The sequence below is a fragment of the Shigella sp. FC1967 genome (genome assembly GCF_001743005.1).
Taxonomy (GTDB): domain Bacteria; phylum Pseudomonadota; class Gammaproteobacteria; order Enterobacterales; family Enterobacteriaceae; genus Proteus.
Genome location: NZ_MIIZ01000965.1, coordinates 1 through 15,627, shown reverse-complemented (window position 1 = coordinate 15,627; position 15,627 = coordinate 1). Strand labels below are relative to the sequence as shown.

Below are 15,627 nucleotides of genomic sequence, written 5' to 3'. Positions count from 1 at the left end.
TTCTTTTTCTAGAAGCCTACTTTTCAATCAGTTAATATACCCGATAACCGCCATATTTTTTCGCAAATTGATTAAATTTACCAAAATCAATTAAAGCAATTTCTAAAGAACGATGTGCTAGATGTGACATCTTCGCAATTTTTTCAACAAAAACGCGATTATCTTCCAGTAACTTAGCGGTCAGTGTCGCTGCAATGATTTCACACTCATTTGATGTCACTATCCAACCATCATTGGTAGCAAATTTATGAATGGGGATATGACCTTCTTTTTCACTTTCTTTAGCTAATAACGCCTCTTCTTCTTTCATTGCCTGTTTAAATAATTCTATTTCTTCTTCCACAGGCTCTGGAGAGGTGGGAATTTGATGATAAATATAGTCACCCACTTCTTCAATTCGTGCAGGTGTCATTTCTGCTTTTAGCCAAATGTTATCAAAGGCTTTTTCGTCTAAAATAGCATCCGTATCTAAACTTCCGGTGAGTTGCATCAGATTTAAAAAAGCATTAATTAAAACTTCACTTAACGGATAATTTCCTTTTGCTAAAGAAGGAAAAGGCACTTCAGCGCCAGCAGGTGGGGTTTTCTGAAGGTACAAAGTATAGTTCATTGTAATGTCCTTTTTTCTGATACAGGCTTATAGCTTATACACCTTTAATGGGATCGACTAGTGAGAATAACAAGGGGATATTACTATCCCCTCACTGTTTATTACATTATTGAGTTCTGAAAATAAACTAAGGTTCATACCCTAAATTAGGTGCAAGCCAACGTTCAACCTCACTCACGCTCATCCCTCGGCGTTTTGCGTAATCTTCAACCTGATCTTTTTGAATTTGAGCAACGGCAAAATATTTACTGTCAGGATGACTAAAATACCAACCCGATACTGATGCACCGGGCCACATGGCATACGCATCTGTCAGTTTCATCCCAATGCGATTTTCAACATCGAGTAATTGCCAAATTTTGGCTTTTTCTGTGTGCTCAGGGCAGGCTGGATACCCTGGTGCAGGTCGTGTTCCTTGGTATTTTTCTCGAATAAGTTCGTCATTAGAGAGGTTTTCATCAGCGCTATACCCCCAAATCGTTGTTCTGACCCGTTGGTGAAGGTATTCAGCAAAAGCTTCTGCTAAGCGATCGGATAACGCTTTTACCATTATTTTATTGTAATCATCATGAGCATTCTCATACACATTTGCGAGGGCATCTTCTTCTAATCCCCCCGTGATGGCAAAAGCACCAAAATAGTCAGCAACACCACTTTCAACAGGCGCAATAAAATCAGCTAAACAGTAATTAGGAAACGCATTTTTTTCCGTTTGTTGACGTAAATGGCAGCTTTGCAAAAGTACTTGTTGGCGACTTTCATCTTGATAAATGACAATATCATCACCCAGACGATTAGCAGGAAATAGCCCCATAATCCCTTTAGGTGTTAACAATTTTTCACGACTTAATTTATCCAGCATTGCATTTGCATCGGTAAATACACGTTTTGCCTCTTCGCCGACCACATCATCTTCTAAGATTCGCGGATATTTACCCGCTAAAGACCACGTCATAAAGAAAGGGGTCCAATCGATATATTCACGTAAGGTTTCAATACTTGCTGTGATCTCTTGTACGCCTAATTGATTAGGCGTTGGTGGTGTGTAATTTTGCCAATCAATTTTGAGCGCATTTTTTCGCGCAACCTCTAAAGAAACAGGCGGTGTACGCGGTTTTTTTTCTGGCGTATTGCTGACGTACTACTTCATATTCACGACGCGTTTTAGCAACAAAATCGGCTTTTTGTGTTTCAGATAATAGTGCGGCAACAACACCTACAGTTCTCGATGCATTTTGTACATAAACGGTAGGGTGACTGTAATTGGGTTCTATTTTTACTGCGGTATGCGCTTTAGATGTTGTTGCTCCCCCAATCATTAAGGGTAGAGAGAAACCGCGTCTTTCCATCTCTTTAGCGACATTTACCATCTCATCCAGTGAAGGCGTGATCAGTCCTGAAAGACCAATAATATCAACTTTTTCATCAATCGCTGTTTGTAGGATCTTATCACAGGGCACCATCACTCCCAGATCGATGATCTCATAGTTATTACATTGCAAAACAACACCAACAATATTTTTGCCAATATCGTGAACATCCCCTTTTACCGTAGCCAGTAAGATTTTACCTGCTGAACTCCCAGCTTGCTTAGAGGCCTGAATATAAGGCTCAAGATAAGCAACGGCTTGTTTCATTACACGAGCTGATTTCACAACTTGGGGTAAGAACATTTTGCCTTCACCAAACAAGTCGCCCACCGTATTCATGCCATTCATCAATGGCCCTTCAATCACTTCAATGGGGCTTGATGTTTGTTGGCGACACGCTTCGGTATCTTCAACAATGAATTCAGTGATCCCTTTCACTAACGCGTACTCTAGACGTTTTTCTACATCCCATTGTCGCCATTCTGCCAACTGATGATTTTGCTCATCGCTTTTACTACCACGATAACGCTCTGCAAGTGCTAATAAATTATCAGTGCTCTCTTCATGGCGATTTAATATGACATCTTCAACCGCATTACGCAGCTCATCAGGTAATGAGTCATAAATAGCAAGTTGCCCTGCATTTACAATTCCCATATCCATACCATTTTTTACTGCGTAATAAAGAAAAACAGAGTGGATCGCTTCACGAACAGGATCGTTTCCCCTAAATGAAAATGAAACGTTAGATACCCCACCAGAAATTAAGGCATAAGGTAGTTGAGATTTAATATCTGCACAGACCTCAATAAAATCAACAGCATAATTATTATGCTCTGCGATACCTGTTGCGACAGCAAATATATTAGGATCAAAAATAATATCTTCAGGTGGAAAACCCGCTTGCTCTGTGAGTAGTTGATAAGCTCGGCGACAAATTTCAATTTTGCGTTCTCGAGTATCTGCTTGCCCTACTTCATCAAAGGCCATAACAACAACAGCAGCACCGTATTTACGTACCAATTTAGCATGTTCAAGAAAAGGTATTTCCCCTTCTTTCATCGAAATGGAGTTAACAATGCCTTTGCCTTGAATGCATTTTAACCCCTCTTCAATCACTTCCCATTTAGAGGAGTCAATCATTACCGGAACTTTAGCAATATCAGGCTCTCCAGCAATAAGGTTAAGAAAACGCGTCATCGCTTCAACCGCATCTAACATGCCTTCGTCCATGTTGATATCAATGATTTGAGCACCATTTTCAACTTGTTGACGCGCAACTTCTAACGCCTCTTGATAATTACCTTCTTTGATTAATCGCTTAAATTTAGCAGAGCCTGTGACATTAGTTCGTTCTCCCACATTCACAAACAGTGAATTCTCATCTATGACTAATGGTTCAAGACCTGAGAGGCGACATGCTTTTTTTTAAGGAGGGTAATACTCGCGGTGCAATACCTTCTACCGCTTGTGAAATCGCGAGAATATGCGCAGGTGTTGTTCCGCAACACCCACCCACAATATTGAGAAAACCCGCTTGTGCCCACTCTTTAATTTGCGCAGCCATCTCTTGAGCATCTAAATCATAGCCTCCAAATGCATTAGGCAATCCCGCATTGGGGTGAGCGCTGACATAAGTTTCAGAAATTTGTGAAAGTGTTTGAATATATTGACGTAACTCTTTAGGACCTAACGCGCAATTTAAACCAAATGAGAGCGCATCGGCATGACGTAAAGAGTGGTAAAATGCTTCTGTGGTTTGACCCGTTAGCGTTCTTCCTGACGCATCAGTAATAGTGCCAGAAATCATCACTGGCAATTCAGTATTGAGTGATTCAAATTCACATTTAATGGCAAAAATAGCCGCTTTTGCATTTAGTGTGTCGAAAATAGTTTCGACCATAATTAAATCAACACCGCCTTTAATTAATCCGCGTGTTGCTTCTCGATAAGCGTCCACCAGCTTATCAAATGAAATATTACGAAAAGCAGGATCATTAACATCAGGGGATATAGATGCTGTTCTGTTTGTTGGTCCCAAAACACCCGCTACATAACGAGGTTTATCGGGTGTTAAGGCGCTCCATTTATCTGCACAGGCTTTAGCTAATTTTGCCGCTTCTTCGTTCAGTTCAAAACAAAGCGGCTCCATATGATAATCAGCCATCGCGATAGACGTCGAGTTAAAGGTGTTGGTTTCAACAATATCAGCGCCAGCTTGAAAATAAGCATCATGTATATCTGTAATGATCTGGGGTTGAGTTAAGACTAAAAGATCATTATTCCCTTTAACATCACAATCCCAATCAATAAAACGCTCGCCTCGATAATCAACTTCTGTAAGTTGATATTGTTGGATCATTGTTCCCATTGCACCATCAAGTACTAAGATACGTTTTTCTAATGCTTCCACCAATGGTTGTTTTATGTTTGCCACGTTACGTCCTCTTAATCGAGAATATTTTTATGCTTATTTTCGTTGTTTTTTATCCTACCATATCTTTTTATAAAGATTTCTAAGACGAAGATGAGAGATTTTCACTCAGTAATAAACGCTTTTAATAAATATCTCTAATCACACATTTTGTTTTGAAAAAATGCAGTGATCAGAGGAGTTTTATTACGCGAGATAGTTCATAATAGATATTAATATGGATAGCATTTCTGGAGTGTATGCATGACAGTTTCCCCTACAAATAAAAAAGTGCGTAAGACGAAAACAACTGCCACTCAAAGTACCGCACAAGGAGGCCCTGTTCAGTCGTTAAGTCGTGGATTGACATTATTGGAATATATTTCCGAATCTCCGGGTGGTATCGCCTTAACCGATCTTGCTTTTCAAGCTGGATTACCCAATTCCACAACGCACCGCCTACTCACGACACTTCAACAACATGGTTTTGTTCGTCAAGTTGGAGATTTAGGCTTATGGGTTGTAGGTACACACGCTTTTATTGTTGGCAGTAGCTTTCTACAAACCCGTAATCTTTTGGTCATGGTGCATCCTATTTTACGTCAGTTGATGGAAGACTCTGGTGAAACCGTTAATCTAGCTATTCTTGACCAAATTGAATTTGATGCGGTAATTGTCGATCAAGTGCAATGTAATGCGTTAATGAGAATGTCAGCTCCTATTGGTGGTAAATTACCGATGCATGCCTCTGGTGCAGGTAAAGCGTTCCTTTCTACTTTGCCAGAAAATAAATTACTGCCTTTGCTACAGAAAAAAGGTTTAATGGCTTATACACCTCACACCCGAACACTCCCTTCTTCCCTTAAAGAAAATTTAGAGCAAGCGCGTAAACAAGGTTTTTCTTTCGATGATGAAGAACATGCTTTGGGTCTGCGCTGTATAGGTGCTTGTATTTATGATGAACACCATCAGCCTTTCGCGGCTATTTCACTTTCAGGCCCCGTTTCTAGAATAACGGATTCACGTATCACCGAATTGGGTGCAATGGTTATCAAAGCAGCAAAACAAATTAGCCGTGAATACGGTGGTGTAAAAAGTTAATCCCGATATCTACCTTCCTTGTAACCAACAACAAGGAAGGTATTTCCCATAATAAAACGATTCAGCTTTGTAAAAAAAACAACAATTCTCTCTTTATTCTCTTCAAATATTAAAAACTGTTACTTATCATCTTAAAAAATTGATGTTGATCACAGATGTTGTTTAAGACGAATTAAGAGTATTGCAACTCTTCTTGTTACCCGTAACAATGTTACCGGTAACAAATACTATGGCGAATTTAACAATTCTCTTTAAAGCTAATAGTAACGCTCATCACCCTTGTGTGAATAAAGGAAGCATCATTATGACCCCTAAAAATCATGACTCAATTCAGAACGACTTTGTTCCCCTTAACGAGACCGTAAAACAAGTGACTGAACGTATTATTGCTCGCTCACAAGAAACTCGTCGTGCTTATCTGAAAAAAATTGAAACCGCAAAAAGTCAAACAGTACATCGTGCTCAATTGGCTTGCGGTAATTTGGCTCATGGTTTTGCGGCTTGTCAGGCTGACGATAAAAATCGCCTGAAAAATATGGTTCATAATGATATCGCTATTATTACTGCTTACAATGATATGTTGTCAGCTCATAAGCCATATGAAGATTATCCTCAAAAAATAAAAAAAGCATTACATGCCGTTGGTGCCGTGGGACAAGTCGCAGGTGGTGTTCCTGCAATGTGCGATGGTGTCACTCAGGGTCAAGATGGTATGGAGCTATCGCTCCTCAGCCGTGATGTTATTGCAATGTCAGCGGCTGTGGGTTTATCTCATAATATGTTTGATGGCGCACTCTATTTAGGGATCTGCGATAAAATCGTTCCTGGGCTGACTATGGCGGCGCTCTCTTTTGGCCATCTTCCTGCTATTTTTGTTCCAGCAGGTCCCATGACTAGCGGTTTACCTAATAAAGAAAAAGTCCGTATTCGCCAACTCTACGCTGAAGGTAAAGTGGATCGTCATGCTTTGTTAGAAGCCGAGGCCGCGTCTTATCATGGTATTGGAACCTGTACCTTTTATGGTACAGCAAACTCTAATCAGATGGTCATGGAAATGATGGGATTACATTTACCTGGCGCTTCTTTTGTCCATCCAGATACACCGTTGCGTGATGCATTAACAGATGCAGCAGCAAATCAAATTGTACGATTAACAGAAAACTCAGGTAATTATCTTCCTATCGGGCAATTAGTTAATGAAAAAGTTATTGTTAACGGCATTATTGCACTACTAACAACGGGGGGATCAACGAATCTCACCATGCACTTAGTCGCAATGGCACGCGCAGCGGGAATTATGATTAATTGGGATGATTTTTCTGAACTATCACAAGTTGTTCCTCTTATTGCACGTATTTATCCTAATGGCCCCGCCGATATCAACCAATTTCAAGCTGCGGGAGGTATTGCGCTGATCATTCGTGAATTACTGAAGAAAGGTTTAATTCATCGTGATGTACACACTGTTGCTGGATTTGGTATTGAACGTTATACCTTAGAGCCTTGGCTAAATGACGGCAAACTTGATTGGCGTGAAGGCACGACAAGTTCTTTAGATAAAGAAGTGATTGCTGATATAAATACCCCATTCTCATCGCATGGTGGCACACAAGTGATGCAAGGTAATTTAGGCAGAGCCGTAATGAAAACCTCGGCTGTACCTGATGAAAATAAAATTATCGAAGCCCCTGCGGTTGTGTTTAATAGTCAACATGATATTGCCGCTAAGTTTGAAGCTGGCGAACTCAATAAAGATTGTGTGGTTGTTGTGCGTTATCAAGGACCACAAGCGAACGGTATGCCTGAATTGCATAAACTGATGCCACCTTTAGGTGTATTAATGGATAAAGGCTATAAAGTGGCATTAGTGACAGATGGTCGACTTTCAGGCGCTTCAGGTAAAGTTCCAGCCGCAATTCATGTTACACCTGAGGCGATAAGTGGTGGTTTATTATCCAAAATACGTGATGGCGATATTATTCGTGTTAATGGTAAAACAGGTGAGCTAACGTTACTTGTCGATGAACAAATATTAAATGCTCGCCAAGATGAAATTCCTGATTTAAGTGCCAATAATACAGGCTGTGGTCGTGAGTTATTCGTTAATTTACGCCGTCATTTATCAGGTGCTGAACAAGGTGCTTGCTGCATTGATTTTTAATGTAGACAAGTTTTGAGACTTAACGAGGAGCAGATTGAATTGATTTGCTCACCACTTTCTGATTAGGAAATACAATCATGGATCATTGGAATACAAGTGCAGAGTCTGTACTAAAATCAGGGCCTGTTGTTCCTGTTATTGTTATCAACCATATTGATGATGCCGTCCCTGTCGCTAAAGCTTTAGTCGCTGGTGGTGTAAAAGTTTTAGAAGTGACATTACGTACAGAATGTGCAATTGAGGCTATCCGCCGTATTGCAAAAGAAGTTCCTGAAGCCATTGTGGGTGCGGGTACCGTCATTAATCCTCAACAATTAGCACAAGTCACTGAAGCGGGCGCTCAATTTGCTATTAGCCCAGGATTAACAGAAGCATTACTCAAAGCAGCTGTTGCGGGAACGATCCCGTTGATCCCCGGTATTTCAACAGTTTCAGAATTAATGCTGGGCATGAGTTATGGTTTAAATGAATTTAAATTCTTCCCAGCTGAAGCTAATGGTGGTGTAAAGGCATTAAAAGCAATTGCAGGGCCATTCTCATCAGTTCGCTTCTGCCCAACAGGTGGTATCTCACCAGAGAACTACCGCAATTACCTTGCTCTCGAAAGTGTGCTTTGTATTGGTGGTTCTTGGTTAGTACCTAATGATGCGGTGAAAGCAGGCGATTTCCAACGCATTACTGAACTGGCAAAAGAAGCTATTGCGGGTACCCAGCGTTAATTATCTCTGTAAAAAATAGATTTTATCCATAAAGGTAGGTATCCCCTTGTACCTATCTTTATTTTATCTTTTTACTAGGATAATTTATTAATTAAATCGTTTAGCTTGGGAATAGGCATAAACATCTTCAATATACCCTTCTTTAATTTTTTGCTGTTGCTGTTGCCAATATTCTGGTGATAAAAGCTCACGATGTTGAGCTTCAAAATAGTGGCAAACTCGCTTATCACTACATAGAAAATAGCGAAACTCTTCAGGAAATACATCATTGAGTCCAACGCTATACCAAGGCTCGCTCGCTAATTCATCTTCAGGATAACGAGCTGGAGGGATCGCACGAAAATTCATATCTGTCATATAACTGATTTCATCATAGTCATAAAAAATCACACGATGATGCCGAGTCACACCAAAGTTTTTAAACAGCATATCGCCAGGAAAAATATTCGCCGCAATAAGCTCCTTCAACGCTTGCCCATAATCTTCAACAACGGCTTTAAGTTGATTATCATCGCACTGCTCCATATAGATATTCAGCGGTATCATTCTCCGTTCCATATAAAGATGGCGGATCAGTATCTTATCGCCCAGATCTTCCAGTTTATTAGCGATCTCTTGCTCAAGGATCGCCATTAATTCAGGACTAATTCTTTTTTTGTCGATCACAAAATTCTCAAATTCTTGAGTATCCGCCATCCGACCAACACGATCATGCTCTTTAACCAATTGATAGCACTCTTTTACACGCTCTGCGGTGATCGTTTTTTGTGGCGCAAACTTATCTTTGATCACTTTAAAAACGCGATCATAAGTTGGTAATGTAAATACCAACATCACCATCCCTTTTACACCAGGCGCTTCAATAAATTGTTCTGATGAAAAATTCATAAAGGCAAGATATTCACGATAGTATTCTGTTTTACCGTGTTTTTGACACCCTATCGACATATAAAGCTCAGCGATAGATTTGCTTGGTAATATATCTCTTAGCCATGCGACTAATGCTGCTGGAAAAGGGGCATAAACCATAAAATAAGAACGAGCAAAACCAAAGACAATACTTGCTTCATCTGCCGAGATAAGGCAGGTATCAATCAATAATTGCTGCTCAACATTATGAATGGGTAATAAGAATGGAATATATTGATTATTAATCACTATTTTTCCAATCAACCAAGCCGCTTTATTTCGATAAAAGAGTTCATTTGCGATATGAAATACTGCATTCTGTAATTGTTCAGAAGAGAACTGAGCGGTAAGTACATTACAAATAGAGTGAATGTCACGTTGTTTATTTTGCCACGGTAGCCTCAAAGGTAAGCGTGATAAAATGTCTTGCAATAATGTGGGTAAATCACTCTGAATAACAAACGGCTTTGATAACGGTCGAGGTGCTTGTGTAAAACGATAAGCAGGTTGTGATGAAAAAACAAATAGGTTTTTTGTATTCAATTCACGATGGTAAAACAGACGACAATAAACAGAATTAAAAAAGCTCTCTGCGATCTCAAATCGAGGGTAATTGGGCAATAATTGTGTATAGTTCTCTTTCACCTTTTGTAGAAAAAAACTCTCTTTATCAATATCATGTCGAATACATTTAAGTTGCTCAACCACTAATCCAACATGATTATCGTATAAACGGATGCGCTCTTTCATCGCGATTTGAACACCATGCCAATCCGCTTGCTCAAAACGATATTGTGCCCCTGATGTTATCTCAAGGAAACGACCATATTGGGCATCAAAACCTTGTAAAATTGTTTGAGCAATTAAATCTTCTAGCGTCATTAACAACCTCACGAAAAAGAGGAGCATCCTGCTCCTGAATTATCACCACAAAAACAGATAATGATATTTTTGGATCTTAGAATTGCTGCTCTTCTGTTGAGCCTGTTAGTGCCGTTACCGAAGATATGCCACCTTGAATAATCGTCGTTACTTTATCGAAATACCCTGTTCCCACCTCTTGCTGATGCGATGAGAAGGTATAGCCTTGATTAAGTGCAGCAAACTCTTTTTCTTGCACCTTCTCAACGTAGTGTTTCATTCCTTCGCCCTTAGCATAATCATGTGCCAGATCGAACATGTTGAACCACATGCTGTGAATACCCGCTAAAGTGATAAACTGGAATTTATATCCCATTGCGGAAAGCTCATCTTGGAAATGCGCGATCGTGCGATCGTCGAGGTTCTTTTTCCAATTAAAGGAAGGCGAACAGTTATAAGCCAACATTTTTCCAGGATATTTATCGTGAATTGCTTCTGCAAACTTAGCCGCCATTTTCAAATCAGGGAGTGATGTTTCACACCACACCAGATCAGCGTAAGGTGCATAAGCAAGCCCCCGACTAATAGCTTGATCAATACCCGCATGTGTACAAAAGAAACCTTCAGGTGTGCGTTCTCCCGTTAAGAACGAGCTATCATAAGGATCACAATCTGACGTTAAAAGATCGGCCGCATCGGCATCTGTTCTCGCAACAAGTAATGTAGGCACATCAGATACATCAGCGGCTAAACGTGCAGCCACCAGCTTTTGTACAGCTTCTTGAGTTGGAACCAGTACTTTCCCTCCCATATGGCCACATTTTTTCACCGCCGCTAGCTGGTCTTCAAAGTGAACACCTGCTGCACCAGCTTCAATCATTGCCTTCATTAATTCAAAGGCATTTAATACGCCACCAAAACCCGCTTCCGCATCAGCCACAATAGGAAGGAAAAAATCAATATAATCTTTATGTTGAGGACCAATACCATTTGACCATTGAATTTGATCAGCGCGTCTAAACGTATTATTGATACGTTGAACAACATTAGGAACAGAATCAACTGGATATAGTGACTGATCAGGGTACATACTTGCCGCAGTGTTAGCATCAGCAGCCACTTGCCATCCTGAAAGATACACCGCTTCTAACCCTGCTTTTGCTTGTTGCAACGCTTGTCCCCCCGTTAAAGCACCTAATGCATTAACATAACCTTTCTTCGATTTTCCATTTAATGATGACCAAAGCCTTTGAGCGCCACGTCTTGCTAAGGTATGTTCTGGGTTAACCGAACCTCTTAATTTAATGACATCTTCAGCACTATAAGGACGAGTAATACCTTTCCAGCGAGGTTGTTCCCACTCTTTCTCTAATTGGGCGATTTGCTCTGATCGACTAGTCATAAAAACAGCTCCTATAAATACGGTAGTGATGATGTTTGAAGTTTATAAATACGTTTTGACGTCTATTTTTTAATTTAAAAGTTGGTAACCCGGTAAAGTCAGAAAATCGACTAATTCATCTTGGGTTGTGATCTTATCCATCAAAGAAGCCGCTTCTTTAAAACGCCCTTCTTCAAAACGAGTATCACCGACTTCTTGGTGTATCACTTCAAGTTCTTCTTTCAGCATTTTACGGAAGAGATCTTTAGTGACGACTTGCCCATCAGACAGTGTTTTTTGATGGCGGATCCATTGCCAAATAGAGGTGCGAGATATTTCCGCTGTTGCCGCATCTTCCATTAATCCGTAGAAAGGTACACAACCATTACCAGAAATCCATGCTTCGATATATTGCACCGCAACACGAATATTCGCTCTCATACCCTTTTCTGTGCGCTCACCTACACAAGGTGCTAATAACATTTCAGCTGTTATTTTTTCATTACGCTGTACATCAAGTTGATTGGAACGTGCCCCCAATACGGCATCAAAAGCAGACAATACAGTTTCAGCAAGACCAGGATGAGCAATCCAAGTACCATCATGGCCATTTGTTGCTTCAAGTTCTTTATCATCAAATACTTTTTTCAAAATAATGCCGTTTTGCTCTGGATCTCGACTCGGAATAAACGCCGACATTCCACCCATAGCAAAAGCACCACGTTTATGGCAAGTTTGGATCAGTAAACGCGAATAAGCACTTAAGAAAGGTTGAGTCATCGTGATCCCCTGTCTATCAGGTAATACACGATCTGGGTAATTTTTTAATGTCTTGATATAGCTAAAAATATAATCCCAACGACCACAATTAAGCCCAACAATATGCTCTTTCATATGAAAAAGAATTTCTTCCATTTGAAAAACAGCAGGTAAAGTTTCAATTAATACGGTGGCTTTAATAGTGCCTGTTGCTAAACCAAAACGTTTTTCAGTGAAATGAAAAACATCACTCCACCATTTAGCTTCTTGCCATGTTTGTAATTTAGGAATGTAAAAATAAGGACCACTCCCTTTTTCTAATAAGGCTTGGTGGTTATGGTAAAAATACAAAGCAAAATCAAATAATCCTCCAGCAATAGGCTTCCCTTGCCATAGTACATGCTTCTCAGGAAGGTGAAGTCCTCTTACTCTGGCAATCAATACCGCAGGCGACGCTTTGAGTTGATAACATTTGCCTTGTTCATTGGTATAAGAAATAGTGCCTTTAACGGCATCGCGCAAATTGATTTGACCATCAATCACTTTGTCCCATGTAGGCGCTAAAGAGTCTTCAAAGTCCGCCATAAAGACTTTCACATTGGCATTTAATGCATTGATAACCATTTTGCGATCAACGGGTCCTGTTATTTCAACGCGACGGTCTTGAAGATCTTTAGGTATAGGATTAACTTTCCACTCTGATTTTATAATGGAATCTGATTCCGAAATAAAATCAGGAAGTTCACCATTATCAACTCTGTGTTTCCAGCTATCTCTTTCCGCTAACAAAGCATGACGTCTATCTGAAAAATGATTGACTAAATCAGTTAAAAAAGATTTAACATCTTGATTTAATATCTCTTTATCCTGTTCGCTAAAAGATTTTGTAAAATTTAATTCTTCTGTGGTTAACGATTGTGACATTCTGCATTCCCCTAAAAGCTTTTACAACACTTGATTAAGATTAATGCAGTTTTTACAAAAATCAAAAATGAATTCCATTTTTATTTAAATAATTTTTAACAATGTGATTACATCGGTGTTTTTTTATTGTACAAAAACCAGAATTTCAAAATAACTCGAGGGATCTGGAAGAGATCGACAACAGAGAGAGAAAAGGAATGTTAATTCCTGATGATTGTGGCTATATAGTTTTTTCTTATATGAATATTCTTCATACACAACATGAAGACCTCGACATTCAAAAGGTTATTAGCTAAATTTAGGCTTCTAGATGTCTAGATGTTTTTTAGAGGTTATTGAAATGCCAATTAGAGTACCCGATGAGCTACCCGCAGTCAGTTGTTTACAAAAAGAGAATGTCTTTGTCATGACATCCAGTAGAGCGAGTATTCAAGATATTCGTCCATTAAAAGTGCTTATCCTTAATTTAATGCCAAAGAAAATAGAGACAGAAAATCAATTTCTGCGATTACTTTCGAACAGCCCTCTTCAAATTGATATTCAATTATTGCGTATTGACTCTCGTATTCCCAAAAATACTCCAGTAGAGCATCTAGATACTTTTTATTGCGATTTTGACCAAATTAAAGAGCAAAATTTCGATGGACTTATTGTCACAGGCGCACCATTAGGACTAGTTGAATTTGAAGATGTGGCTTATTGGGATGAAATAAAAGAAGTCATTACATGGGCTAAAGAGCATGTTACTTCTACACTCTTTATTTGTTGGGCAGCTCAAGCTGGATTGAATATCTTATACGACCTGCCTAAATACACGCTAGAACAAAAAATTTCAGGCGTATATAGTCATAACACTTGCTCCCCATTCTCACTGTTAACACGCGGATTTGATGAGACATTCTTTGCTCCACATTCTCGTTATGCGGGTTTCCCTATCAACTTTATTCAAGATAATACTGATTTGGAGATCCTTGCAACTTCAGAAGAAGCGGGGGCTTATTTATTTGCATCAAAAGATAAAAGAGTTGTTTTTGCAACGGGACACCCAGAATACGATCCCAATACACTAGCAGATGAATACCATCGTGATGTTAAAGCTGGGCTAGATCCTCAATTACCAGAAAACTATTTTCCTAATAATGATCCGAGTAAAAAACCTATCGCTTCTTGGCGTAGTCATGGACATTTATTATTTGCAAATTGGTTGAACTACTATGTTTATCAGATAACACCGTTCGACCTTGCCCAAATGAATCCAACATTAGATTAAAGAAAAACCCCAAAATTAATTTGGGGTTTTAAGATCATCATTTACCAAACTAAGTAATTATTTATAACGATGAGCTAACGCGTTCGCTGCAACCATGGCGTTATAAACATCTTCTTCAGTCACGCTCATTGGCATATTGCCCATAGTGTCGCCTTCAGCACAGGCGATCTTAGCAACAGTACGCCATTCGCTTTCAATAAACTCTTTCATGCCCATATCTTCAAGTGTCAGTGGTAATTCTGCCGCTTTAATAATACGGATCACTTCATCAATTTCTTCTTGTGGTGCATTTTCTAACACTAATTGAGTTAATAAGCCGAATACCACTTTTTCGCCATGTTGAACACGGTGTAAAGACTCAACAGCAGACATACCATTATTTACTGCGTGAGCAGCCGCTAAACCACCGGCTTCAGCACCAACACCACTCAGGTAGATTGTTGCTTCAATAGTTTGCTCCAATGCAGGAGTGGTAATTTTATGGCGAATAGCATCCATTGCTTTATCAATGTTTTCACTTAACATTTCAAAACAAAGTTGTGCTAAACCAAGACCAGTACGTGATGGACGTTGATTGACTAAATTTAAGCCGTCGGCTTGATAGCAAGCACGTGCTTCAAAGTAAGTTGCTAGAGCATCACCAACACCTGCTGAGAAAAAGCGTTGTGGGGCTGATGCAATAATAGCGGTGTCTGCAATAACAACATCTGGGTTTTGTGGTAAGAATAAGTATTTATCAAACTCACCATTTTCTTTGTATAACACAGATAAGGCAGTACAAGGTGCGTCAGTTGAAGCGATAGTTGGGAATAAAATAACAGGAATGTGTTGATAATAAGCAACCGCTTTAGACACATCTAATGTCTTACCGCCCCCAATACCAATAATAACGTTCGCTTTATTTTCAACGGCAATTTTGCCTAGGCGATTAACTTCTGCTTCTGTACATTCGTAATTAAATTTTTCAATCAGTGAAACAATGCCATTTTCTTTTAGAGAAGGAACGGCTTCTTTAGTTACTTTTTCTAAAAAAAATTCATCACTAATAATAAATGCATTATCACCAAAATCTTTTACATATTTACCAGCAGAAGACAGTAATTTACTACCAATGAAGAATTTTTTTGGCGAGGTTACAGAGCGAGGTAA

The 15,627-nt window shown here is 39.4% G+C and carries 9 protein-coding genes and 1 pseudogene; 4 read left to right on the top strand and 6 right to left on the bottom strand.

The window, feature by feature from the left end; all coding sequences use genetic code 11:
- Window positions 1–31: 31 nt before the first annotated feature.
- Both BHE89_RS16830 and metH read right to left on the bottom strand, forming a co-directional pair.
- Window positions 32–610 (bottom strand): hypothetical protein, encoded by a 579-nt coding sequence (locus BHE89_RS16830; protein ID WP_069368337.1) that lies wholly within the window; start codon window positions 608–610, stop codon window positions 32–34.
- 127 nt (window positions 611–737) lie between these two features.
- A pseudogene (metH, locus tag BHE89_RS16825) lies at window positions 738–4,351 on the bottom strand (methionine synthase).
- A gap of 306 nt (window positions 4,352–4,657) precedes the next feature.
- Here metH and iclR point away from each other — a divergent pair.
- The 3 genes from iclR to BHE89_RS16810 all read left to right on the top strand — a co-directional run bounded on the left by iclR (window position 4,658) and on the right by BHE89_RS16810 (window position 8,374).
- Window positions 4,658–5,494: a glyoxylate bypass operon transcriptional repressor IclR gene (gene iclR, locus BHE89_RS16820; RefSeq protein ID WP_069368339.1), complete on the top strand. Its 837-nt coding sequence runs from the start codon at window positions 4,658–4,660 to the stop codon at window positions 5,492–5,494.
- Window positions 5,495–5,798: 304 nt separating this feature from the next.
- Window positions 5,799–7,655, top strand: coding sequence for a phosphogluconate dehydratase (edd, locus tag BHE89_RS16815; RefSeq protein WP_069368347.1), 1,857 nt, complete (start codon window positions 5,799–5,801; stop codon window positions 7,653–7,655).
- A gap of 77 nt (window positions 7,656–7,732) precedes the next feature.
- Window positions 7,733–8,374 carry a bifunctional 4-hydroxy-2-oxoglutarate aldolase/2-dehydro-3-deoxy-phosphogluconate aldolase gene (locus BHE89_RS16810; protein WP_069368340.1) on the top strand — a complete coding sequence of 214 codons (642 nt, stop codon included), beginning with the start codon at window positions 7,733–7,735 and terminating at the stop codon, window positions 8,372–8,374.
- Window positions 8,375–8,461: 87 nt separating this feature from the next.
- Here the strand turns inward: BHE89_RS16810 and aceK are convergent, their stop codons facing one another.
- The 3 genes from aceK to aceB all read right to left on the bottom strand — a co-directional run bounded on the left by aceK (window position 8,462) and on the right by aceB (window position 13,208).
- Window positions 8,462–10,171: a bifunctional isocitrate dehydrogenase kinase/phosphatase gene (gene aceK, locus BHE89_RS16805; protein WP_171729926.1), complete on the bottom strand. Its 1,710-nt coding sequence runs from the start codon at window positions 10,169–10,171 to the stop codon at window positions 8,462–8,464.
- 70 nt (window positions 10,172–10,241) lie between these two features.
- Entirely contained in the window at window positions 10,242–11,546 is a 1,305-nt protein-coding gene (gene aceA / locus BHE89_RS16800; RefSeq protein ID WP_069368342.1) for an isocitrate lyase, read from the bottom strand.
- A 69-nt stretch (window positions 11,547–11,615) separates the two neighbouring features.
- On the bottom strand, window positions 11,616–13,208 hold the full coding sequence (aceB, locus tag BHE89_RS16795) for a malate synthase A (protein ID WP_069368343.1): 1,593 nt from the start codon (window positions 13,206–13,208) through the stop codon (window positions 11,616–11,618).
- 340 nt (window positions 13,209–13,548) lie between these two features.
- Here aceB and metA point away from each other — a divergent pair, with 340 nt between their 5' ends.
- Window positions 13,549–14,478 carry a homoserine O-acetyltransferase MetA gene (gene metA, locus BHE89_RS16790; RefSeq protein ID WP_069368344.1) on the top strand — a complete coding sequence of 310 codons (930 nt, stop codon included), beginning with the start codon at window positions 13,549–13,551 and terminating at the stop codon, window positions 14,476–14,478.
- 57 nt (window positions 14,479–14,535) lie between these two features.
- Here the strand turns inward: metA and BHE89_RS16785 are convergent.
- On the bottom strand, window positions 14,536–15,627 hold a 1,092-nt coding region (locus BHE89_RS16785), incomplete at its 5' end, for a glycerol dehydrogenase (protein WP_141008323.1).